The 24227-nt window shown below is 73.5% G+C and carries 15 protein-coding genes; 6 read left to right on the plus strand and 9 right to left on the minus strand.

The features are described 5' to 3' along the window. Nucleotides 1-261 precede the first annotated feature (261 nt). The gene (locus ACFVTH_RS02505) at nucleotides 262-1554 is read left to right on the plus strand and encodes a hypothetical protein (RefSeq protein ID WP_387086485.1); all 1293 of its coding nucleotides are present in this window, start codon (nucleotides 262-264) and stop codon (nucleotides 1552-1554) included. Nucleotides 1555-1646: 92 nt separating this feature from the next. Here the strand turns inward: ACFVTH_RS02505 and ACFVTH_RS02510 are convergent, their stop codons facing one another. Both ACFVTH_RS02510 and ACFVTH_RS02515 read right to left on the minus strand, forming a co-directional pair. Then, nucleotides 1647-3452, minus strand: coding sequence for an ABC transporter ATP-binding protein (locus ACFVTH_RS02510; protein WP_387086488.1), 1806 nt, complete (start codon nucleotides 3450-3452; stop codon nucleotides 1647-1649). Then, nucleotides 3449-5233, minus strand: a complete 1785-nt coding sequence (locus ACFVTH_RS02515) for an ABC transporter ATP-binding protein (RefSeq protein WP_387088690.1) — start codon at nucleotides 5231-5233, stop codon at nucleotides 3449-3451. Before ACFVTH_RS02515 ends, ACFVTH_RS02510 begins: the two co-directional genes overlap by 4 nt. Before the next feature lie 575 nt (nucleotides 5234-5808). Between ACFVTH_RS02515 and ACFVTH_RS02520 the strand changes: the two genes are divergently transcribed. Genes ACFVTH_RS02520 through ACFVTH_RS02535 form a run of 4 tightly spaced genes read left to right on the plus strand, consistent with a single transcriptional unit; the run spans nucleotide 5809 to nucleotide 13393 of the window. Further along, nucleotides 5809-8844 (plus strand): hypothetical protein, encoded by a 3036-nt coding sequence (locus ACFVTH_RS02520; RefSeq protein WP_387086490.1) that lies wholly within the window; start codon nucleotides 5809-5811, stop codon nucleotides 8842-8844. Then, entirely contained in the window at nucleotides 8841-11660 is a 2820-nt protein-coding gene (locus ACFVTH_RS02525; RefSeq protein ID WP_387086492.1) for an FtsX-like permease family protein, read from the plus strand. The genes ACFVTH_RS02520 and ACFVTH_RS02525 overlap by 4 nt, the downstream gene beginning before the upstream one ends. Nucleotides 11661-11663: 3 nt before the next feature. After that, the gene (locus ACFVTH_RS02530) at nucleotides 11664-12725 is read left to right on the plus strand and encodes an ABC transporter ATP-binding protein (RefSeq protein ID WP_387086494.1); all 1062 of its coding nucleotides are present in this window, start codon (nucleotides 11664-11666) and stop codon (nucleotides 12723-12725) included. Beyond that, the gene (locus ACFVTH_RS02535; RefSeq protein WP_387086496.1) at nucleotides 12722-13393 is read left to right on the plus strand and encodes an ABC transporter ATP-binding protein; all 672 of its coding nucleotides are present in this window, start codon (nucleotides 12722-12724) and stop codon (nucleotides 13391-13393) included. Before ACFVTH_RS02530 ends, ACFVTH_RS02535 begins: the two co-directional genes overlap by 4 nt. Nucleotides 13394-13528: 135 nt before the next feature. Here the strand turns inward: ACFVTH_RS02535 and ddaH are convergent, their stop codons facing one another. The 7 genes from ddaH to ACFVTH_RS02570 form a co-directional block, all read right to left on the minus strand. Further along, nucleotides 13529-14803: a dimethylargininase gene (ddaH, locus tag ACFVTH_RS02540; protein WP_387086498.1), complete on the minus strand. Its 1275-nt coding sequence runs from the start codon at nucleotides 14801-14803 to the stop codon at nucleotides 13529-13531. Between the two features lie 118 nt (nucleotides 14804-14921). Then, nucleotides 14922-16013 carry a Glu/Leu/Phe/Val dehydrogenase dimerization domain-containing protein gene (locus ACFVTH_RS02545; protein WP_387086500.1) on the minus strand — a complete coding sequence of 364 codons (1092 nt, stop codon included), beginning with the start codon at nucleotides 16011-16013 and terminating at the stop codon, nucleotides 14922-14924. Nucleotides 16014-16146: 133 nt separating this feature from the next. After that, nucleotides 16147-17757, minus strand: a complete 1611-nt coding sequence (gene purH / locus ACFVTH_RS02550; protein ID WP_387086502.1) for a bifunctional phosphoribosylaminoimidazolecarboxamide formyltransferase/IMP cyclohydrolase — start codon at nucleotides 17755-17757, stop codon at nucleotides 16147-16149. After that, nucleotides 17754-18347, minus strand: coding sequence for a phosphoribosylglycinamide formyltransferase (purN, locus tag ACFVTH_RS02555; RefSeq protein ID WP_387086504.1), 594 nt, complete (start codon nucleotides 18345-18347; stop codon nucleotides 17754-17756). The genes purH and purN overlap by 4 nt, the downstream gene beginning before the upstream one ends. A 51-nt stretch (nucleotides 18348-18398) precedes the next feature. After that, a complete protein-coding gene (locus ACFVTH_RS02560) occupies nucleotides 18399-19667 on the minus strand; it encodes a DUF6350 family protein (protein ID WP_387086506.1) in 1269 nt (422 codons plus the stop codon). Between the two features lie 90 nt (nucleotides 19668-19757). Further along, nucleotides 19758-21224 carry a hypothetical protein gene (locus ACFVTH_RS02565; protein WP_387086507.1) on the minus strand — a complete coding sequence of 489 codons (1467 nt, stop codon included), beginning with the start codon at nucleotides 21222-21224 and terminating at the stop codon, nucleotides 19758-19760. A 57-nt stretch (nucleotides 21225-21281) separates the two neighbouring features. Beyond that, nucleotides 21282-21833 carry a hypothetical protein gene (locus ACFVTH_RS02570; protein WP_387086509.1) on the minus strand — a complete coding sequence of 184 codons (552 nt, stop codon included), beginning with the start codon at nucleotides 21831-21833 and terminating at the stop codon, nucleotides 21282-21284. A gap of 361 nt (nucleotides 21834-22194) precedes the next feature. On the opposite strand from ACFVTH_RS02570, the gene ACFVTH_RS02575 reads away from it, so the two are divergent. Then, nucleotides 22195-24162, plus strand: coding sequence for a collagen binding domain-containing protein (locus ACFVTH_RS02575; protein ID WP_387086511.1), 1968 nt, complete (start codon nucleotides 22195-22197; stop codon nucleotides 24160-24162). Nucleotides 24163-24227 lie beyond the last annotated feature (65 nt).

Raw genomic sequence — 24227 nt, forward strand, 5'->3', positions numbered from 1 at the left:
CCCGGGGCGCCGAACCGATTGGATCCGAGCCGTGAAACGGGCACGGGCGACCGAACCGGTCGCCCCCGCCTTTCGTGACTGTACCGCGTTCGGCCGCTGCGCCGCTCCCCCGCTTCAGGGGGTACCCGGATCCCCTCGCCCCCGCGACGTGGCAGGCTGCCCGTGCGACGTGCGTGCCGCCGGCGGCTCAGGGTGAACACCCAGTCGGAATCGTGGACGGTCCTGATCCGGGCGGCCCGTCGCTCGGCCAGCATCGGTCTCATGTTCGGCGCAACCCTCACCCCCACCGCCTCCGCCAGGGAGCGCACCGCCCGTCCCCGGTCGCGCGGCCCCCGCCCGGTGCCGGCTCCCGAGCTCCCGCCGCATCGCGAGCTCGTGCGCCGCGGACTCGCCGGTCACGCGTCCCGCATCCGGCTCGCCGAGCTCGTCGCCGCGCACGGCAGCCCTCTGCTGGTGCTCGACACCGATCGCGTCACGACCCAGCTCCTCGCGCTGCGGCGCGAGCTGCCGGGTGTTCACCTCCACTTCGCGCTCGCCGCGCTCCCGCATCCGGCCGCGATCCGGGCGGCGCACGCCTTCGGCGCGGGCTTCGACGTCGCCTCCCGCGGCGAGGTCACGCTGCTCGAGCGCGAGGGCGTCCCGCTGCGGCACGTCGTGCACACCAACCCCGTCCGGCGCGTCGACGACCTCACGAGCGCCTACCTCCGAGGCATCCGGACCTTCGTCGTCGACGCCGCCTCGGAGGTCGCCAAGTTCGCGGGGCTCCCCCGCGACGTCGCCGTGCTCGTGCGGCTCGCGTTCCCCGGTTCCGAGGCCGGGGCGTCCGCCGGGTCCGGCATCTCCGTCGAGGACGCGCCCGCGCTCGTCGCCCACTGCCGCCGGGTCGGGCTCCGGGTCGCGGGCTTCGCGTTCCACCTGGGCGACGGTCACGGCGACCCCGCCGTGTGGGAGCACGCGATCCGCGGCTCGCTCGCGCTGGTCCGCTCGCTCGAGCGCCGGCACGGCACCCGGTTCGAGATGCTCGACTTCGGCGGCGGGCTGCCCCCCGCCGCCGACGGTGCCGCCCTCGGGGCCGTCGCCGCACGCATCCGCGCTGCGATCGCGGCGGCGCCCGCGCACCTGCGGCTGGTCATCGCGCCCGGGCGCTTCATCGCCGAGCCGGCCATGACCCTCGTCGCACGCGTCGTCGACCGCGCCGACCGCGCCGACGGCCGATGGCTCGCCCTCGACGGCGGCCCGCACGACCTCGGCGAGGCGCTGCGCCACGACGCCGACGGCCCGCTCGTCTTCGCCGCCGAGGAGCTCGGCGGCCAGCAGGTCGTCGACGGCGCGACCGAGCGCGCCATCCGCAGGCTGCTCACGCGCGACCGGGTGCCGACGACCCTCGCAGTCCCCGGCGACGACCGCCGCGACGTCACCGCCCCGCGCCGCCCGCTGCCGCCGATGGAGGTCGGCGACCTCGTGGTGATCCCCTCGGTCGGCGCCTACGCGCTCCGGCCGGCGAGCGGCTTCGACGGCAGCGCGGCGGCGCCCGTGGTGGTCGTCCCGCGGTGAGGCGGTCGGCGCACGACGACGGATGCCTCGCGCCCCGGGTGGGGCGCGAGGCATCCGTCATGCCGTGATCTCGCGGAGCACCGCGCGAGCGCTCAGACCAGCGAGTCCCGCCAGGCCGCGTGCAGCGCCGCGAAGCGGCCGGAGCCGCCGATGAGCTCGGCGGGCGCGCCGTCCTCGACGATGCGCCCGTGTTCCATGACGAGCACGCGGTCGGCGATCGCGACCGTCGAGAGCCGGTGCGCGATGATGACGGCCGTACGGTCGGCGAGGAGCTTCGTCAGCCCCTCCTGCACGAGCCGCTCGCTCGGGATGTCGAGCGAGCTCGTCGCCTCGTCGAGGATGAGCACCGCGGGGTTCGCGAGGAACGCGCGGGCGAACGAGATCAGCTGGCGCTGGCCCGCGCTCACCCGGCCGCCGCGCTTGTTCACGTCGGTGTCGTACCCGTTCGGCAGTCCCTCGATGAACTCGTGGGCGCCGACCGCCTGCGCCGCGCGCACGATCTCGTCGAACGTCGCGTCGGGCTTGCCGAGCGCGATGTTGTCGGCGACCGAGCCCGAGAAGAGGTACGCCTCCTGCGTGACCATGACGATCGCGCGACGCAGGTCCTTCGGGTGGAGGTCGCTGAGCGCCACACCGTCGAGCGAGACGACGCCGTCGCTCGGGTCGTAGAAGCGCGCGATGAGCTTCGCGAGCGTCGACTTGCCCGCGCCCGTCGACCCGACGAGGGCGATCGTCTGCCCCGCCGGCACGTCGAGGTCGAAGCGGGGCAGGATGACCCGTCCCTGCGTGTACGCGAACTCGACGCCGTCGAAGCGCACCCGCCCCTCCGCGTTCCAGAGGTCGACCGGCTTCGCAGGGTCGGGCACGCTCGGCTCCTCCTCGAGCACGCCCGAGATCTTCTCGAGCGCGGAGGAGGCCGACTGGTACCCGTTGTAGAACATCGCCAGGTCTTCCATCGGGTCGAAGAACCGCTTCGTGTAGAGCACCGCCGCGAGGAGCACGCCGACCCCGAGCGAGCCGTCGATGACGCGGAACCCGCCGAGCACGATCGCCGCCGCGACCGCCGTGTTGCCGATGAGCGCGAGCCCCGGGTTGAACACGACGAAGAGGCCGAGCACCTTCGCGTTGACGTCGCGGTAGTCCTCGACGAGGCCGCCGAACTCCTGCTCGTTGCGGCGCTCCTTGCGGAACGCCTGCACCGCGCGGATGCCCGTCATCGTCTCGACGAACTGCACGATGAGCTTCGCCGAGGCGACCCGCGAGCGCCGGAACAGCGTCTGCGACCGAACCTGGAACCACCGGGTGAGCACGCCGAGCGGGATGAGCGCGACGAGCAGCACGAACCCCGACGGCGCGTCGATGACGAACAGCATGATCGCGGTGAACACCATGTACATGAGCCCGCGGACGAGCAGCGTGAGCCCCTCGTCCATGAGCTCGCGGATCGCGTCGAGGTCGCTCGTCTGCCGCGAGATGATGCGGCCCGAGGTGTACGACTCGTGGAACTCGAGCGAGAGCTTCTGCGTGTGCAGGAACACCCGCGTGCGCAGGTCGATCAGCACGGCCTGCGAGATGCGCGCCGAGAGCCGGATGTAGACCGCGATGAGGAACGCGCCCACCACGCCGGTGACGAGGTACGCGACGCCGGCGAAGGCGGCGGGCCACCAATTCTGCTCGACGAGCGCCGGGATGCCCTGGTCGATGCCGTAGGCGATGATCGCGGGGCCCGCGACCTGCGCCGCCGACGAGACGACGACCGCGGCCGCGGTCAGCCAGAGCTTGCCCGCGAGGGGCTTGAGCAGCGACCCCAGCAGGCGCCGCGACCGCAGGCGGATGTGACGCGACTCGGCCTTCGAGTACTCGTCGCGTTCTTCACCCTGTACGCCGGTGACGCTCATGATGCCGCCTCCTCTCGCATCGGTTCGGATGCTTCGTCCGCATCGCCCACGCCGTGGCGACGCTCGTCCTCCTCGAGGCTCGAGATGACGAAGCGGTAGTGCTCGCTCTCGCGGAGCAGTTCGGAATGCGTGCCGACGGCCGTGACCCGGCCGTCTTCGAGGAGCGCCACCCGGTCGGCCATCATGACCGTCGACGGGCGGTGCGCCACGATCAGCGCGGTCGTGTCGGCGAGCACCGAGCGCAGCTCGGCCTCGACCTTCGCCTCGGTCGCGACGTCGAGCGCCGAGAGCGGGTCGTCGAGCACCAGCACGGCGGGCTTGGCCGCGACCGCGCGGGCGAGCGCGAGCCGCTGCCGCTGCCCGCCCGAGAGGCTCATGCCCTCTTCTCCGACCTTCGTGTCGACGCCCTCGGGGAGGTCGTAGGCGAAGCCCGCCTGCGCGATGCGCAGCGCCTCGTCGAGCACCCGCTCGGCCTCGGCCTTCACGCCGGGCTCGTCGCCCGCGAGCTCGGGCCGGCCGAGCAGCACGTTGTCGCGCACGGAGGCGCTGAAGAGCGTCGCATCCTCGAACGCCATCGCGATGTGACTGCGCAGCTCTTCGCGCGTGAAGGCGCGGACGTCGACGCCGTCGAGCTCGACCGAGCCGCCGGTGACGTCGTAGAGCCGTGTGGTGAGCGCGGTCATGGTCGTCTTGCCCGAACCGGTCAGGCCGACGAGCGCCATCGTCTCCCCCGGCTCGACGACGAGGTCGACGCCGTCGAGCAGGTCGCCGAAGCGCTCGGGCGAGTCCTGGTAGCGGAAGTGCACGCCCGTGAAGGCGAGCTCGCCGCGCGGCCGCTCGTCGTGCTTCGGTTCGGCGGGGTCGACGATCGTGTTCTCGCTGTCGAGGATGTCGAAGAAGCGGTCGGTCGCCGTACGCGCGTCGAGGGCGAACGCGAGCATGAACCCGATCGACTCGATCGGCCACGCGAGCACCGTCGCGGTGGCGAAGAACGCGACGAGCTCTCCCACCGTGAGCTGGCCGTTGGCCGCGAGCCAGATGCCGAGCACGAGGCAGATCGCGAGCGCGACCGTCGGCACGACGATGATCCAGACCCAGATGTTGGCGTCGAGGCGGGCCTTCTCGATCTCGGTCGAGCGCAGCGACTCGGCCCTCGCCCGGAAGCTCGTCAAGGCGTGCTTGCCGCGCCCGAACGCCTTGAGCACGCGGATGCCGTGCACCGACTCCTCGACCGCGGTCGCGAGGTCGCCCTGCTGGTCCTGGCTGAGGCGCGACTGCTCGGAGTAGCGGCCCTCGAACTTCCATCCGGCCCACCAGAGCGGCGTCGTGCACACGAGGAAGATGAGGCCCAGCATCCAGTTCATCGACATGAGGATGCCGACGCCGACCACGATGATCACCAGGTTCGCACCGGTCAGCACGAGGCCGAAGCTCAACCAGCGCCGGATGAGGCCGAGGTCGCTCACCGCGCGCGAGAGCAGCTGGCCGCTCGGCCAGCGATCGTGGAAGCTCACGGGCAGGTCCTGCAGCTTCGCGTAGAGGGCGTTGCGCATGCGCGCCTCGACCTTGGTGCCCGGCCCGACGACGAGCCAGCGGCGCAGGGCGTAGAGCAGCGACTCGGCGGCGCCGAGTCCGAAGACGAGGAGCGCCAGCGGGATGACGGCGTCGGCCTCGCCGTCGGCGAGCGGGCCGTCGACGATCTGCTGGAGGACCTGCGGGATCGTCAGCGCGATGAGCTGCGCGACGAGCGCAGCGGCCATGCTCGCGCCGAACGCCGGCATCGCGGGTCCTGCGTATTCGCGCAGGCGCCAGAGCGCGCGGAGCGCTCCGAGCTGCTCGTGCGCGGGAGGTTCGGTCGCAGCGGGCTGCTGCGGCTGGACGGTGTCGGACAAAAGCCGGATTCCTCTCGGAGGAGTGGCCGATGGGGTCGCGGCGCGACCGGACTCGGCGTGGAGTGAACGGAGATCATGGACGCGGAACACGCGTCGGGCGCGGCACGGCCGCGCAACGTGCAGGCAGAGCGCCTGCGGCTGTCGGGGGCGCTACCCCGCGGACGGCGCGACCGGGGACGGACGGCGGGCAGCGCCATCGACCGCGACCTGGCGGGCGTTGATGTCTGTCTGCATGGTGTCCTCCTGCGTCATCGTCTTCGATACCCTCGAGGCCGCCCGCGTAGGGATGCGGCGGCCAGCCCTTCAGAATATGGGGATCTCGCGCTGGTATGCAAGACCGGCTTCAGGAGTAGAGTGTCCGAATTCGTCGCCACGCGGGACCGCGTGCCGCCGCCGCATCGAGGCGACCGCATGCCAGGCCCTGCACCGCCCGCGTGCCGTCCCGATCGATGAGGAGAGCCCGCGTGGGAACTGCACGGACGGCGTTCGCCCGCGCGAACGCCCGTCTCGGGGTGCTCGGCGGCATCGCGGCCGTGGTGCTGCTGCTCTCCGGCTTGGGCACGGCGGCGCTCGACACCCTCGCCGGGGCCGCGACGAGCGGGCTGCGCACGGGCCTCGAGTCGGCGACCGGCGTCGCCGGGGCGGCGAGGTGGCAGATCCGGCTCGCGAGCGATGCGGCCGCCCAGTCCGAGGCGGCCGCCGCCGTGCTCGACCGCATGATCGTGCCCCACGGCGCGCGCTGGCAGCGGAGTGCGCAGGCCCTGCCGTCGCCGGCGAGCGCCGGCGACGAGGACTTCGAGGCCGTGCTCACCGCCGATCCCGCCGTCGCGGACCGTGCGGACCTCCTCGCGGGCGAGTGGCCCGGCGCCGGCACGTCGGCCGAGGACGCGAGCGCGGAGGGTGCGGTGCCGACCGCGGTCAACGCGGCCGCCGCGACGGCGCTCGGCCTCGAGCCCGGCTCGCTCGTGACGGTCGACGACGGCCCGACCCTGCTCGTCGTCGGCATCTGGGAGCCCCTCGACCCAACCGACCCGTTGTGGTTCGGCGAGGCGGTCGTGGCGACCGGCGTCGCCGACGGGGGCGCCGGCCCGTTCCTCGTCGACGAGGCCGCCGTCGTCGCGGCGCCCTCCGCCGCGATCGTGCGCTGGACCGCGATCGTCGACCCCGCGACGACATCGCCCGACGAGGCGGCCGCCCTGCGTGCCGCGCTGCCCGACGTCGAGCCGGCCTTCCGCAATCAGGACGCGCTCGGCACGAGCGGGCTGGCCGCGTCCGGGGGCCTCCACGGCACGCTGAGCCGCCTGCTCGCCGGACTCGGCGCCGTGCGCGCGCTCGCCCCGGTGCCGGTCCTGCTGCTCGCCATCGCCGGCATCGCGGCGCTCTCCCGCCTCGCCGCGCTCCTCGGGGCGGCGCGCCGCGGCGAGACCCTCCTGCTCCGCGCGCGGGGGGCCTCGGCGACGCGCCTCGCCCGCGACACGGCGGTCGAGGTGCTCGCGGTGGGCGTCCCGGCCGCGGCGATCGGCGCCGCCTCGGCGGCGGTCGCCCTCTCGATGCTGCGCCCGGGCGAGGCCCGCGACGCCGTCATCGGCTGGCTCGTCGCGGCGGCGAGCGTCGTGATCGCGGTGCTGCTCGTCGCCGGCCGCGCGTTCGGCGACGCGCGTCGACCGGTCCAGCGCGGTTCGGGCGACGAACAGGGCCGGATGCCGCGGACGGCCGTCGCGGGCGGCGTCGTGCTGATCGCGGTCGCCGCCGCGATCTCCCTCTGGCAGTTCCGGCTCTACGGCTCGCCCCTCGTGACCGGCGCCTCGGGCGCGGTCGAGGTCGATCCGCTCGCGGTGCTCGCCCCCGTCCTCGTGCTGCTCGCGCTGTCGCTCCTCGCACTCGGCCTCTCGCGCCCGATCGGGGTGCTCTTCGAGCGGCTGGCCGCCGCCCGCCCGGCGCTGATCCCGGCTCTGCCGATGCGGCAGCTCGCGCGACGCGGTTCGCTGTTCGCCTCCGCCTCCCTCGTCACGATGCTCGCGGTCGCCGGCCTCACCCTCGCCGCGGTGTTCGCGGGCGCCTGGCAGTCCGTCGACCGTCAGGCCGCGGCGCTCGCGACCGGGGGCGAGGTCCGCGTCTCGTTCCCGGGGCGCGACGTCGTCCGCGGCGTCGACCCGCTCGCGTCGGGCGAGCTCTTCGCCGAGGTCCCCGGCGTCGTGGCCGACGGCCCGGTCTTCCGCGGCGAGGTGCGGCTCGGCTCCGACGCCGCGACCCTGGTCGCCGCGCCCGCGAGCGGCTTCGAGGCGATCGCCCCTGGCACCGGCCTCGCACGGGCCGCCGGCGAGCTGGCCCCATCCGCCGGGGCCGCCGCGGTGCCGCTGCCCGATAAGGCCGCCACGCTCGAGATCGAGGTCGGCGTCCGCGCTCCCGGCGGCACGCCGGGACAGGTCGGCGTCTGGGTGTGGCTCCTCACCGAGGATGGCGCCGCGACGCGCCTGCCCGCGGGCTCGGTCGGCATCGCCGAGGGCGGCGGCCTCGCCCGGCTCGAGCTCCCCGATGCCCCCGGACTCCGCCTCCTCGGCCTCACGGCCGGTCTCGTCGACTCCCCCGGCGCCCGCGGCGTGCAGGTCTCGTTCGGCGGCATCGGCGTCGATGGCGAGGCCCCGTCGCGCGAGCTCGCCGGCGCGTTCGAGACCGTCGAGCTCTCCGCGAGCGACCCCGAGGTACGGGCGCCCCTCGCCGGCGGCGGGGAGCCGCTGCAGATCGTGCTCGGCTCCGAGCTCGCGACCCGGATCTCGGCGGAGGCCGGCGACGAGGTGGACTTCCGGATCGTGACGGGCGGCGCCGAGATCGACGCCGTCGTCGTCGGGATCGTCCCCGCAGTGCCCACCGCCGGCGGCGACGCGATCCTCGCCGATCTCGGCGCGCTCGAGCGGGCCGCCTTCGACTCGGGTGCCGGCGTTCCGCAGTTCGGCGAGCGCTGGCTCGCGTCGAGCGACCCGTCGGAGACCGCGGAGTCGATCGATCGCGGGCAGCGCACCGCCGCGACCTCGACGACCCGGGCCGACGCCTCCTCGGCCGAGCTCATCACCCCGGCGATCGCGACGTTCTGGCTCGGCGCGGCCGGCGCCCTCCTGTTCGCCCTGATCGCGCTCACGGCGCTCGCGAGCGCGCTCGCCGGCAGCCGATTCGGCGAGATCGTCGTGCTGCGCGTGCTCGGCGTCGCCCCCGGGGTGCAGGCGCGCGCACGTTTCGCCGAGCTGGCCGCGACCGTGGTCGCGGCGATCGCGATGGGCGCCGTCATCGGAGTCGCGACGGCGTGGCTGACGGCACGCGAGCTCGCCCGCGCGACCGTCGCCGACGCCCCGGCCTCGCTCGTGGCCGACTTCGGGTTCGAGCTCTGGCCCTGGCTCGCCGTGCTCGCGGCGTTCACGCTGGTCGCAGCGCTCATCGCGGCGGCGGCGGCTCGCGCGGTCCGACGGACGGCAGGACGCCCCGGGCTCCGGGAGGAGGAACGATGAGCGCGCGGCACCACTCGACGCTGACCTCCGTCGGCCTCTTCCGCCGGCAGTTCTTCGCCGCGCCGGTCGCCTCCGTCATGCTCGCCCTGCTCGTCGCGGCGGGCGCGCTCCTCGCGACCGCGCTCCCCCGGGCCGTCGCGGCGATGCACACCGCGGCGCTCGCCGAGCACCTCGCCGAGTTCCCGGCCCGCGAGCTCGACCTCCTGTCGGCGAACCGCTCCGCCCTTCCCGAGCTCGGTCCGTCGACGGGCGCCACGACCCTCGCCGACGACGTCGATGCGGTGTGGGGCGGTCAGGAGGAGCGCCTCCTCGCGATCCGCGACCAGATGCCCGCCGAGCTCGCGCGGGTGACCGACGACCCCCTGCAGGCGGTCATCGCCGGACCGAACTCCGCGAAGCCCGACGGCGCGGGCCCCGGCTCGACCGACTACGTGCTCTACGCCGGCTTCGACCCCCGGCTCGACGAGCACATCGAGCTGACCGCCGGCGCCTGGCCGACCGCGCTCGACGCGCCCGAGCCGGTCGAACCGACCGAGAGCGATCCGGGCGTGCCGGCCGTCTACGAGGAGCCGGCCGGGCCGGCCCCGAGCGCCGAGCCGCTCGAGTTCGTGGCCTCCGAGGCGTTCGCGCGCGAGATGCACTGGGAGATCGGCCAGGAGCGAGGCATCCCGCTCGGCGCCGACTCGCAGCGGGTCGTCCTCGTCGGCACCTTCGCGGCGAAGGACCCCGACGACGGGTTCTGGACCCACCTGCCCGTGCCGCTCGAACCCTCGGTCGCCTTCACGGCCGACGGCACCCTGCGCATCACCGGTCTCGGCTTCGCGCACCCGAACTCGTGGGCGGCGCTCGAGCGGTCGCAGCTGCCGACCACCCTCGAGATGTGGTTCCCGGTCGCCGACGATCGCATCCGGGCCGACCGCTCGGCCGAGCTCCGCAGCGACCTCGACGAGTTCACGAGCGTGGGCTACCCGGTCGGCTCCGGCGAGTGGGAGTACTACTTCTCGACGATCGGGGTCGTCGGGTTCTCGAGCGGGCTCGGCGACGCCCTCGCGACGGCCGCGACGGCGGCCGGAGCGAGCGACACGGTGCTCGCGACCGTCGCCTCTGGCCCCATCGGCGTGATGGTCGCGGTGCTCGTGCTCGGCGCGCGGGTCGTGTTCGAACGGCGCAGGCAGGGGCTCGAGCTGGCCGCGGCGCGCGGCGCGTCGACCGGGCAGCTCCGTGGCATCCTCGCCGTGGAGGGCGCCGTCATCGGCGTGCCCGCCGCCGCGCTCGGCGCCGTGCTCGGCACCCTCGCCGTGCCCGCCGACGGCGGCTCGGCCGGCCTCGTGATCGCCGCGCTCTTCGCCCTGACCCCGGCCGCGCTCCTCGTGAGCTCGGCGCCCGCGCTGAGCCCGCTGCGCCGCGCCCGCGCCGACTTCGCCGCTCGCGGCGGCGGGCGTCTCAGGTGGATCCTCGAGGCTCTCGTCGCGATCGTCGCCGTCGCGGCGGTCGTGCTCCTCCTCCGGCGCGGCCTCGCGACCTCGGCGGCCGACGTCGGCGTCGATCCGCTGCTCGCGGCGGTGCCGCTGCTGCTCGCCGTCCTCACGTGCCTCATCGTGCTGCGGCTCTACCCGATCCCGCTCGCCGCGATCGTGCGCGCCGCCTCGCGCGGCCGAGGGCTCGTGGCGTTCCTCGGCTCGGCCCGGGCGCTCCGCGACCCCTCCGCGGGCGTCGTGCCCGTGCTCACCGTGGTCGTGGGCGTCTCGATCGCGATGTTCTCCGCCGTGCTGCTCGGCACCGTGCAGACCGGCGTCGACGACGCCGCCGACGCGCGGGTCGGCGCCGACGCCGCCGTGGCGGGCACCCCCTTCACGCTCGAGCAGCAGGAGGCGTTCGCGGCGGTGCCCGGGGTCGAGGCGATCGCGCCGGTGTACGCGACGGACTCGATCCAGGTCGGCATCGACGGGCGGCTGCGCACGACGACGCTGATCGTCGTCGACGCCGACGAGATGCGCGCCGTGCAGGCCGGGCGCTCTGGCGCGACCCCGCTGCCCGACGAGCTGTCGGAGACGGGTGCCGACGCCGTCCCCGTCGTCATCTCGAAGGTCATCGCCGACTCCATCGAGGGTGCGGAGGACGTCGAGCTCGACCGGGACGCGTTCGAGGTCGTCGGCGTCGTCGACGGGCGCACCGCCTACTGGCCGCGCACCAGCTGGGTGCTCATGGACCGCGACAACGCCGACGGCTTCGTCGGCACCTTCGTGCCCGATCGCGTGCTCGTGCGGTTCGAGCCCGGCGCCGATGCGGCTGCCGTGACCGCCGCGCTCGGCGAGATCGCCGGCGAGGACGCCACCGTGACGACGCCGACGATGCTCCGCGACGAACTCGCGTCGACCTCGGTGACGCAGGGGCTCGTGGTCTCGCTCGTCGGCGCCATCGTGCTGTCGAGCCTGCTGACGGCCCTCGCGATCGTGCTCACGCTCGTGGTCGGGCGGCCCGCCCGGGAACGGCTGCTCCCGCTGCTCACGACGCTCGGCCTGCGCCGTCGCGGTGAGCGCGCGCTCGTCGCGTGGGAGGTCTGCCCGGTCGTCGTCGTGGCGCTCGTCGCCGGAGCGCTGCTCGGCGTCGTGCTGCCCTTCGTGGTGTTGCAGGGCATCGACCTGCGCGCCTTCACCGGGGCGGACCAGCAGCCCGGGGTCGTGTTCGACCCGTGGCTGATCGGCGCGGTGCTCGTGGGCTCCGTGGTCGTCACCGGTCTCGCGGTGCTGCTGGCGTCGCGCGTCGGCGGCGAGGCGAGCGCGGCACGCGCCATGCGCAAGGAAGAGGAGGGCTGACCCATGCCGATCGACCAGGAACCGCACATCCTGTGCACCGACCTCGTGCGCATCTTCACCGCCGACGGCGTCGAGGTGCAGGCCCTGCAGGGGCTGAACCTGCGGGTCGAGTCGGGCGAGATGGTCGCCGTCGTGGGTGCCTCGGGCTCGGGCAAGTCGACCCTGCTGACGATCCTCTCCGGGCTCGACACCGCCACCGCCGGTGTCGCCCGGGTCGCGGGCCACGACCTGCTCACGATGGGCTCGCGCGAACGCGTCGCCTACCGCCGGCGCACCGTCGGCTTCGTCTGGCAGCAGACCTCCCGCAACCTCCTCCCCTACCTCACGGCAGCCGAGAACGTCGCGCTCGCGATGAACGTCGCCCGCACGCGCCGCGGGGCCGAACGCGCCCGCCGCGTCGACGAACTGCTCGAGCTGCTCGAGGTCGGCGCCGAACGCGACCGCCGGCCCGGCGAGCTCTCGGGCGGTCAGCAGCAGCGGGTCGCGATCGCCGTCGCGCTCGCGAACGACCCCCTGGTGCTGCTCGCCGACGAGCCGACCGGCGAGCTCGACGAAGCCATGTCCGCGGCCGTGCTCGAGGCGATGCGGAGCGTCAACGAGGAGCTCGGCGTCACCACGCTCATCGTCACGCACGACCCGACCGTGTCGGGTCACGTCCGGCGCACCGTGCAGATCCGCGACGGCCGCACCTCGACCGAGGTGCTGCGCTCGACGCGCGTCGACGAGCACGGCGAGGAGCAGCACGTCGCCGAGGAGTTCGCGGTGCTCGACCGCGTCGGGCGGCTCCAGCTGCCGCAGGACTTCATGCACAGCCTCGAGCTGCGCGATCGCGTGCGACTCGCGCTCGAGAGCGATCACGTCGGCGTCTGGCCCGGTCATGAGCGACGGCCGGAGACCCCCGCGCCTGCGCCGACCGCGACGCCCGGCGGGGAACCCGCCGCTCCCGGCGCCCGGGCGCACGGGCGACGGGCGCGGCACGCCGCCGAGCCCGCCACCGGGCCCGCGTCCGAGGCCGAGGCCGAGGCCGAGGCCGAGGCATCCGATCGAACCGAGGAGGAGCGATGAGCGCGCTGCGCGCAGAATCCGTCAGCCGGGTCTTCGAGGGCCGCGGCGGCGCCGTGCACGCGGTCGACGGCGTGTCCCTCGAGGTGCACCCCGGCGAGCTCGTCGTGGTCACCGGCCGCTCGGGCGCCGGCAAGACGACCCTGCTGAACCTGCTCGGCGGGCTCGACCGCCCGACCTCGGGCACGGTGCGGCTCGGCGACGACGACCTGTCGAAGCTCGGCGAGGAGGCGCTCGCCGCCGTGCGGCGCGACCGGGTCGGCTACGTGTTCCAGTCGTTCGGGCTCATCCCCGTGCTGTCGGCCGCGGAGAACGTCGAGGTGCCGCTGCGGCTCCAGCGCACGCCGCCCGCCGAACGCTCCGCACGCGTCGCCGAGGCGCTCGAGCTCGTCGGGCTCGGCGGCCATGCCGCCCAGCGGCCGTACGAGTTGTCCGGCGGCCAGCAGCAGCGCGTCGGCATCGCGCGTGCGCTCGCGGCGCGTCCGCAACTGCTCCTCGCCGACGAGCCCACCGGCCAGCTCGACAGCGGCACGGCGAGCACCGTCATGGATCTCATCGGCGATCTCGTGCACGCCCGGGGCGTCGCCGCCGTCGTCACCACGCACGACGCGGCGCTCGTCAGTCGCGCCGATCGCGTGATCGAGCTGCACGACGGGCGCGCCGTCGGCTGAACCCCGCCTGCTGCTCGTGCAGGAGAATGGTCGACATCCCCGCGGTGGGGCAGGCATCGGGCCCATTCTCCTGCAGGAGCAGCGCGCGCAGCGCACGCAGCGCACGCAGCGCACGGCGAGGCCCGGATCGCGGCGTCAGCGCACCCGCACCGACAGGCAGGTCACGCAGCCCTCGAGCTTCTCGAACTCGCTGATGTCGACGGTCACGACCCGGTAGCCGAGCCCGGCGAGCATCGCCGCGGTCCGCGGGGCCGACGCCGACATGAGCAGCGACGTCGCCGACAGCGCGACGACCGCGACGCCCTCGGGCTCGGGCACCGGCAGGAACCGCGGGAACAGCTCGGTCACGTCGAGGAGCGCCGGGTCGCCGATCACGGTGCCGTCGGGCAGAGCCGTCGCGGCGCTCTTGAGGTGGAGGGCCTTCGACATCGGCACGCCGACGACGGTGTAGCCGTGCGGTGCGAGGAGCCCGCGGAGCTGACGGATGCCCTCGGCGTTCGTGCGCGAGGAGGCGCCGACGTAGACGACGTCGCCGACCTTCAGCACGTCTCCGCCGTCGAGGGTGCCCGGAGCCTCGATGCGCGCGACGCTCACGCGCGAGATCGAGCGCACCGCCCGCTCCACGGCCTCGACCTCGGGGCGGCGCGACTCAGCACCGGGCAAGGTGATCAGGGCGAGGTCGTCGAACATCACGACCGTGTCCTCGACGAAGACCGAGTCGGCCAGCTCGGGCGCGGCGTCGACCTCGACGGTCTCCCATCCCTCGGCGACGAGGGCGGCGCAGTAGTTGTCCCACTGCTCGTCGGCGAGCGACTGGTCGACGGGACGGCGCTCGACGTGGGTCAGCTCGGCCTCGTCGAGGTTCGACGCGGGGATGCGCACCAGCGCGATCCGCCGCGGCTCGCGCACGGGCGCGTAGCTCAGCACGCCGTGGACGACGCGGGGCGCGAGCAGCACCTGGCCGAGCACGACGGCGATCACGAAGATCAGGTTGAGGCTCACGAGCGAGCCGATGACGAAGAGGAACGCCTGCGGCCCGAACGGCGAACGCGCGGTCAGGGCGACCATGATCGTCGTCGCGATGAGGGCCGCGAGGCAGGCCGAGGTGATGCCCGTGATCAGGGCGAGGAACCACGCGCGCGTGGCGCCGAGCGCGTTCGCGATCGAGAGCAGCGCCCAGGCGAAGAACGCCGCGAGGGCGAAGTGGCCGAACACCTGCGCGAAGACGGTCGGCGACTGGCCGTTGCCGATGAAGAACGCGAGCACCGCGACGCTCATCGCGATGATCGCGACGACGGCGGCGGAGACGAGGGCCGCCGCCGTCCGGCGCCCGCGGGTCGCGGCGGGCGTGAAGCGAGCCGCGAGGCGGGTTGCGGGCAGGGGGGAAGCCGGCGGGACGGGGGAGGTCATGGCACGAGCCTAGCGGCGCGGGCGGGCGCCGCCTCGCGGTCGACGGCTCGGGGCGACGGCCGAACGCCTGCGGAACGCCCGTCCGGTGGGCACGCCGTGGCATGCCCACCGGAGGCGATCAGCGACCGGCGTCGAGGCGGGCGCGGGCGAGCCGCTCGGCGGCGTCGAGCGTCGTCGACCCGGTCGACACGGCGTCCTGCAGCACATCGGCGACGACGTCGCCGATGCCGGCGATGCGCGCGTCGAGGGCGGCCTGGTCGGCGCCGGGCTGGCCGGCGACGTCGAGGTAGATCACACCGCCGGCGTTGACGACGAAGTCGGGCGCCCAGACGATGCCGCGATCGCGCAGCAGCTCGGCCACGTCGCGCGAGGCGAGCTGGTTGTTCGCGGCGCCGACGACGGCGGCGACGCGCAGCTCGCCGACGACCTCGGGCGTGAGCACGCCGCCGAGCCCGCAGGGCACGAAGACGTCGGCCTCGACGCGGTGCGCCTCGGCGGGGTCGACCCATGCGGCACCGAGCTCGTCGGCGAGCGCACGCTTCGACTCCGCGACATCCGTCACGGTCAGGCGCGCGCCCGCGGCCGCGAGGCTGCGCGCGAGGCGGCCGCCCACCTGGCCGAGACCCGAGATGACGAAGTGGCGGCCGGCGGCGTCCTTCGAACCGAACACGTGGCCGAGCGTCGCGAGGATCGAGGCGTGCACGCCGGCCGCGGTCGCGTCGGCGGGCTCGCCGACGCCGCCCTGCTCGGGCGGCAGTCCGCAGACGTGCTCGGTGCGCTCGTGCACGACGGCCATGAGCTCGGCGCTCGTGCCGACGTCTTCGGCGGTCATGTACGCACCGCCGAGCGACTCGACGGCGTCGCCGAGGTCGAGCATCGCGTCGCGGCGCTGCACCTCGTCGAGCACGACGCCCGAGGGCACGACGACGACCGACTTGCCGCCGCCGCGCATGAGGCCAGCTGCGGCGTTCTTCATCGTCATCGCCTGAGAGAGGCGGAGCGCGTCGGCGAGGCCGTCGGTCCAGTGCCCGTAGTTCCAGACTCGGGCACCGCCGAGCGCCTGGCCGAGGCGCGTGGAGTGCACGGCGACGATGACGGTGAGCCCCGAGCGGGGACCGCGGGTGATGAGCACCCGTTCGTGGTCGGGGGCGTCGCTCGGCAGGGTGGCGCTGACCTCGGCGGCTCGCGCCGGGGCGTGGGTGATCGACATCGATCGTTCTCCTCGAATCATCCGCTTCGTGGGCGGAACCTGGCCCGCGCGTGGTGTGCGCAGGGTCGATTCAAGGGTACCGCCGGGCGGATGCCGCGGGGCGCATGCCGTGCACCCCGCGGAACCCGGCCGATCAGTGGAAGAAGTGCCGCTCGCCCGTGAAGTACATCGTGACGCCGGCCGCCGCGGCGGCGGCGACGACCTCGTCGTCGCGCACCGAACCGCCCGGCTGCACGACGGCCTTCACGCCTGCGTCGAGCAGGATCTGCAGCCCGTCGGCGAACGGGAAGAACGCGTCGGACGCCGCGACCGAACCGGCGGCGCGGTCGCCGGCCCGCTCGACCGCGAGCTTGCACGAGTCGACGCGGTTGACCTGCCCCATGCCGACGCCGACCGAGGCGCCGCCCGAGGCGAGCAGGATCGCGTTCGACTTCACCGCGCGGCACGCGCGCCAGGCGAACTCGAGGTCGGCGAGGGTCTCGGCGTCGGCCGCCTCGCCCGCGGCCAGCGTCCACTCGGAGGCCGCGGCGAAGTGCCGGTCGGCCTGCTGCAGCAGGACGCCGCCCGAGATCTGCTTGAGCTCGACCGCGGTGGGCGCGAAGCCCTCGGGCAGGGTGAGCAGGCGGATGTTCTTCTTCTGCGTGAGGAGCTCGATCGCCTCGGCCTCGAACGCCGGCGCCACGAGCACCTCGGTGAAGATGCCGGCGACCGTCTCGGCCATCTCACGGGTGACGACGCGGTTCGCCGCGATCACGCCGCCGAACGCCGAGACCGGGTCGCACTCGTGCGCGCGGCGGTGGGCGTCGGCGATCGTGTCGGCCGCGCCGGCCGCGGCCACGGCGATGCCGCACGGGTTGGCGTGCTTGATGATCGCCACGGCGGGCTCGTCGAAGTCGAAGGCGGCCCGCACCGCGGCATCCGCGTCGACGTAGTTGTTGTAGCTCATCTCCTTGCCGTGCAGCTGCACCGCCTGGGCGATGCCCGGCCGCCCGCCCTGCGAGGAGTAGATCGCCGCCTGCTGGTGCGAGTTCTCCCCGTAGCGGAGGTCGGCGTCCTTCGTCCAGGTGCCGCCGACCCACGCCGGGAACGGCGAGACCTCTGCCGCCTGGTCGGGGGCGACGACGCTGCCGATCCACGAGGCGACCGCGACATCGTACGAGGCGGTGTGCCGGAACGCCTCGCGGGCGAGCTCGCGCCGCTGCGCGAGGGTGGTGCCGCCCGCGGCGAGCGCGGCCACGACCTCGTCGTAGCGCTCGGGCGAGACCACGACCGCGACGTTCGCGTGGTTCTTCGCGGAGGCGCGCACCATCGCGGGCCCGCCGATGTCGATCTGCTCGACCACGGCGTCGGGCTCGGCACCCGAGGCCGCCGTCTCGACGAAGGGGTAGAGGTTCACGACGACGAGCTCGTAGGGCGCGATGCCGAGGCCGGCGAGCTCCTGCTCGTGCGACTCGAGGCGCAGGTCGGCGAGCAGGCCGGAGTGCACGGCCGGGTGCAGCGTGCGCACGCGGCCGTCGAGGTGCTCGGGGTAGCCCGTGACCTCGGCGATCTGCGTGACCGGCAGGCCGGCGTCGGCGATCGCCTTCGAGGTGCCGCCGGTCGAGACGATCTCGACGCCGGCGCCGACGAGTGCGGTCGCGAGTTCGACGAGGCCGCGCTTGTCGCTCACGGCGATGAGCGCGCGACGCACGGGCACGAGGTCGCGTTCGCGGTAGAGGCTGGGGTCGATGGCGTGGCCGCTCATGATCGTGCGAGGTCCTTCAGGTCGAGGTGCGAATTGGCGATGTCGAGCACGGCCTGGATGAGGAGGCGCCGCTCGACGGGCTTGATGCGGTCGTGCAGGGTCGACTCGGTGTCGCCCGGCAGCACGGGGATGCGCTCCTGCGCGATGATCGGGCCGCCGTCGACGGAGTTGTCGACGACGATCAGGCTCGCGCCCGTCTGCGCGACGCCCGCGGCGAGCGCGTCGCGCACGCCGTGCGCGCCCGGGAACTCGGGCAGGTACGCCGGGTGCGTGTTGATGAGCTGCGGCGAGAAGGCGTCGACGACCGTGGGCGGCACGAGCCGCATGAGCCCCGAGAGCACGACGAGGTCGGGCTCCCAGCGGCGTACGGCCTCGATCAGCGCGGCGCCCCACGCGTCGCGGTCGGGGTAGGCGGTGTAGGGCACGGTGAAGGTCGGCACTCCGAACTCCTCGCCGAGCACGAGACCGGATGCCTCGCGGTCGGCGCCGATCGCGACGACGCGGGCCGGGAACTCTGCGTCCTCGGCGGCTTCGAGCAGGGCCCGGAGGTTGGAGCCTCCGCCGGAGATGAGGACGACGAGCTTCAGCACCCCTCGAGCCTACCGGCCGCCGGAGGCGGCCACGACGGCGCCGGACGCCGCCTAGCGGCCCGAGTACTCGGGAGCGCGCTCGCGGAGGCGCACCCATGCCGCCACGCCGCCCGCGACGGCGCCCACACCGACCGTCACGGCGGCGACGAGGCCGACGGCCCACGGGTCGGGGCCCACGACGGCCAGTCGGCCGGGACCGGCCGCGCCGCCCGACCACCAGGCGAGGAGCGCCATCACGATGCCGGCGACGGCGCCCGACCCCACGCCGACGGCAACCGGGTACCACCACGGCTCCGAGCCGACGTCGCCGCGGGCATCGGTGCTCACCAGGGTCGCGGCGTCGCGCCCGAGCACGAACCACGCGCCCGCGAAGCCGAGCACCACAGGGACGAGGAGCCAGAGCACCCCGAGCACGGGGGCGTCGCCCGGCAGGGCCCCGAGCAGCGGGACGCCGGGGATCGGCCCGAGCACCGTGCCGCCCGGCGCGACGGTCGTGCCCGCGCCGATCGCGAAGCCGGGGCCGAGCAGCCACGCCGCAGCCCAGATCACGAAGTTCGGGATGAACGCGAGCTCGACGACGGTGAGCAGGATGCCGCCGTCGACGCCGGCGCCGAGCGACTGGCCGAGGCCCGCGATGGTCGCGTAGTCGACGGCGATGAGCGAGGCAACGAGCACCGCCGCGACGCCGAGCACGCCGAAGGCGGCCGCGCCGCCGATGCGCGCCGCCCGTCGCACGGCGTCGACCCAGGCCGGCGGGAGGTCGTCGAGGCGCTCGCGCACCCAGCCGCCGGCGAGGTCGCCGAGGTTCGCCTCGCGCAGCGTCTCGAGCACGGCGCCGATGACGACGCCGAGGGCCATCACGAAGGCGGGGAGCACGATCGCCTGCCAGAACGAGGCCCGCGCCGCCTCGGATCCGGCGGCGAGCCCGAGCACCGCGCCGATGAGCGCGTAGACCGCGATCGCCGAGACCGACCCGGTGATCGAGTGCCCGGCGGCGGCCGAGCGGCGGCCGATGCGGCGGCCGACGGCGACTGAGGCGAGCGCGAAGCCGAGCAGCGCGATCGTGATCGGGAACGGATCGCCCGCACCCGGGAGCGCCATGCGCGCCGCGGTGACGGGGTCGAGCTGGAGCACGAGGTCGACGCCGTGGCCGAGCAGCCAGAGATCGGCCGCGGCCCGGAAGAACGCGGCGGCATCGACCGCGAGGCCGAAGTGCACCGCCCAGACGATGAGCAGCGGCACGAGCACGACGCCGAGACCGATGAGCGCGGAGACGGCGGCTTCGAGGGCGGCCAGCAGGGCGATCGTCGTACGTCTCATGACCTCGCCGAGCCTAGCGGAACCCGGCGCCGAAGCCGCCCGCCACGGCGACGGGCGGTCAGTTGGTGCGGCCCGACACGCGGTCGCCCGTCACGAGCGCCCCTCGGCCATGAGCGCTTCGTCCGACTCCTCATCGTCGGCGCGCGCCGAATCCGCGTCGCCATCCCCGATCTCGGCGGTCTCACCGGTCTCGCCCGTATCGGCCACCGGAACGGTCGCATCCGCGGCCTCGGGCTCGTCGACCGGTCGACGCAGGATCTCGAGGACGAGGAGCGCGAGGAGCGCGAGGAGCACGGTCGTCACGACCGTCGCCGTGGTCACGGGGCGGTTGAACAGGATGACCGCCGCGGCGATCAGCGCGATCGCCCCGGCGATCAGCCCGTGGGAGCGGTCGAGCGCACGGCCGAACGCCCCGGTCGAGAGCCCGTGCCGGTCGCCCGCTCGGCGGAGCGCCGCGAAGCCGCTGCCGGCGAAGCCGCGGAGCGAGCGCGCCGGCGCCCAGGGGCCGGCGAGCCACGCGATCAGCGCGGCGAACAGGCCGAGCACGAGCAGTGCCACGGTCGTCGAGCGCATCAGCTCGGTGAGCTGCGCGTAGATCGCCTCGGCGGCATCGCCCGGAATGGGGCTCGGGCTGACGGTCGCGATGAAGACGACCTTGCCGATCTCGAAGCCCGCCGCGAGGAGGGCCATCACGAGGGCGAAGCCGCCGGCCGTCCAGACGAATGCCGTCGAGCGTCGCTTCGCGACGAGGACGCCCGCGACGAGGAAGGCGAGCGCCACCCACGGCAGCCAGGTGCCGATGCCGACCGCGACCGCGTACAGCGTGGTGACCAGCGCGAGGGCGTCGCCCTGGGCGATGACGATGCTCTGCTCGACCACGGGGATCGCGTCGGCGAACCCGACGCCGCGGTCGGAGAGCCGCTGCTTCACCGCCTCGATGATCGGCCCGATCTGCACCGCCAGCGTGCCGTCGCCGCCGACCTCGAGCATCGCGTCGGGGTCGCCCTGCATCGCCGCGATGAACTGCGTATGGCTCGTCTGGAGCGCCGTGCGCCAGATGTCGGCGAACGCGTCGGAGGCGACGAGCCGGTTGACCACGTCGGCGACGAGCGACTGCAGGCCCTGGGTCGCGGGCGCCTCGAGGAGGCCGAGTGCCGCCTCCGCGCGGGGCGGCAGGTCGAGGGCGCGGATGCCGTCGAACAGGTCGGCGGTCAGCTGCGGGATGTCGACCTCGCGTTCGATGGCCGCGGTCACCTGGTCGGCGACGAACTCCTGCACCTCGGGGTCTTCGGCGAGGGGCGCGAAGGTCTGCACGAACCGGTCGGTGTCGACGAGCTCGAGCCGGGCCCACCCCGCGACGACCGCGACAGGCGCGAGCAGCAGCCCGATCACGACGAGCAGCACCGCGGCGACGGTGCGGCCGCGCCCGCGACCGCGCGGCTTCTCGACGACGACGGCGTCCGGCGTGCCGGGCACCTCGATCGTCTCGGCGGTCCGCAGTCGTGCGTTCTCGGCCTCGAGCTCGGCGATCCGCGCTTCGAGGTCGGCATTCGTCATCTTCGGCATCGTGGCCCCCCTTGGCATGACGATAGCGGTTCGGGGCCCGCCCGCGCATCAGTGGATGAAGGCCTTCAACACGATCATGACGAGGCCGAACGCCGCCGTGGTGAGCGCGCCGAGGAGCTGCATGTGCAGCGGCGCACCCCGCCGGCGGTACGCGACGAATCCGAGCACGGCGAGCACCAGGACGCCCGCCCAGAGCGCCAACCAGATCGTGAGCGCGTCAGGCACCACCCGCAGGGCGCCGAGCAGGAGGATCAACGACGGCAGCGTCGCCGAGGCGAGCAGGCCCAGCGAGTGGTTCAGCGCCGCATCGAACGCCTGCCGCAGCGGCATCACGTTGTCGATCGCGAGGCCGTGCCGGGAGACGGTGCCGGCGTAGACGTGGGCGGCCCAGAACACGACGACGGTGGTCGCCACGATCCAGAAGACCTGCCACGAGGTCGAGCCGTGGGTGCCGGCCACCACGATCATGCCCGAGACGAGGACGACGCCGTAGACCGACTCCTCGGTCACGAAGGCGGTTCTGACGAGATGGTCCCGCAGCTCGGCGGGTTTCCTGCGGGCCGACCGATCGCGCGGGGCATCCGATTCTTCGATGCTCATGCCGTCACTCTCTCACGCCGACGCCGCCGTGACCCCCGTTCTGGGTTATGAGAAATACTCAGATACTCTGTCGGGGCGGTGCCCATCGGAGTAGCGTGCGTGGTGAAAACCTGAGACTCCCCCCGGGTCTGATGCATCCCGCCCCGCCTCACCCACGGCGGCGGGAGACGACCGTCACCCGCACGCCCTGCCACGCCCGCGCACTGCCGCCCCCAACACATCGCTCCCGCCGGGACCGTCCGGTCCGCCCGGCCCGGACGACGTTGCGCAATCCCTGGAGGCGACGATGCCCATGCGCACCCAACCCGAGTCCTGTCCCACCCCGCCCCCACAGCGTCGACGGAGATCTCCGCTGATCGCCGTGGCCGCTGCGGCAGGGCTCGTCATCAGCGGCCTCGCGGTCGCCCCGGCCTATGCGAGCCATGTCCCGTTCGGCACGAGCACGTTCGAGATCGACACCAATGCGAACCTCGTCGTCGACCATACGGGGAACCTCGACTGGGCAGCCGTCACCGAGGAGCGGACGACCGATATCGCCAACCCGAAGACCGACAACTCGTTCGGCCAAGGAACGAAGGAAGACACCGAGATTCCCTCGGTCGTGACCGGCAGCATCCCGCCGAACAAGAGCGACCTCAAGAACTTCGGGTTCTACCTCGAGACGACCGCTGGCGGACACCAGTACCTGCACCTGTTCTGGCATCGCGTCCAGGATCCGACCGGCACGACGAACATGGACTTCGAGTTCAACCAGTCAGGCGAGGACTCGGGCAACGGCGTCACACCGGAACGGACCCACGGCGACGTGCTGATCCAGTACGACCTGTCGAACGGCGGCGTCAACCCCCAGCTCTCGGTGTCGAGATGGCTCACCGCGTTCGAAGCGTCGCCGCTCAACGCCTGCGAGGCGGGGAGCCTTCCGTGCTGGTCGACGAAGGTCAACTTCACCGCACAGGGACTCGCGACCGGGTCGATCAACACCTCCGCGATCACGAGCGGCAACGCCGACGGGCTCGGCTCGATCTCGGCACGCACCTTCGGGGAGGCGACGCTCGACTTCACGGCGCTCGCCAGCACCCTCGACGAGTGCGCGACGTTCGGCAGCGCGTACCTGAAGAGCCGGTCCTCCGACGCCTTCACCGCCGCGCTGAAGGACTTCATCGCCCCGATCGACACCAACTTCCCGACCTGTGGCGGCGTCATCATCAGGAAGCAGACCGACCCTGACGGCGCGACGAAGCTCTTCGATTTCACGAAGTCCTTCTCGAGCGATCCGGCTGATGCGAGCTTCCAGCTCGCCGATGGCGAATCGAAGTCGTTCGCGAAGGTGCCGATCGGTGAGACCGGAACGGTGACGGAGACCGCTCCTACCGGCGGCTGGGACTTCGACAGCATCGACTGCAGCGCCAGCACCGACGGAGCGAACTTCCAGATCAGCGGGAGAACGGTCACCTTCGACCTCGAGAGCGCCGACGATACGCTCGACTGCACCTACCACAACAAGGCGCGTGGAACCCTCGTGGTCGAGAAGGTCACTGATGACGGAACGGGCACGTTCGGCTACACGTCGAACACGCTCAGCCCGGCATCGTTCGACCTGACCACCGTCGCTGCAGATACCGCGGTGTCGAAGACCTTCACGAACCTCGTGCCCGGTGCCTTCGACGTGAGCGAGGTCGTCCCTGCGAACTGGCACCTCGTGAGCGCGAACTGCGACGGGGGCTCGCCCTCCGGAACGGGAACGGCTGCCTTGACCGGCATCGACGTCGGCCCGGGTGAGACGGTCACGTGCACCTTCCACAACGCACGCGACGTCGGCGCGATCAAGATCGTGAAGACGCGCAAGCACGCGGCCGCAGGCATCGGAGGGGACCACCCGCACGCGGGCGTCACCTTCACCGTCTTCGGCGGCGAACTGCCCGACGCCGGAACGACCGTCCAGACGAACAGTGAGGGCGTCGCATGCGTCCCTGGCCTGCTCGTGAGCGCGTTGCTCGAAGCGGGTGACGAGTACGTCGTCCACGAGACCGTACCCGCCGGGTACGTACTCGATACGGGCGATCAGGATCAGGTGGCCACGGTCGTCGAGAGCGACTGCGCCGAGAACATCTCGGATGCCGATCTGGTCGCATTCCACAACACGCCGTTGACGAACATCACGGTGAGCGTCAACTCGCAGGTGGATGGCGGCACGTTCTCGAGCGTCGACTGCGAACCCAGCGCCGTCGACCCCGATCTGCCACTCACCAGCGGTGACGGCGACGGGAGCGTGACGCTGCCGAACCTCCTGCCCGGCACCTACGTGTGCACGGTCGTCGTGGACCCGTGATCGGAGGCGCAGCAACGGAAATGAGGTGATCGACGCGACGGGCGCCCCCGATTCAGCCCGTCGTA

The sequence above is a fragment of the Agromyces sp. NPDC058104 genome (assembly GCF_042884835.1).
In the GTDB taxonomy this organism is placed as follows: domain Bacteria; phylum Actinomycetota; class Actinomycetes; order Actinomycetales; family Microbacteriaceae; genus Agromyces.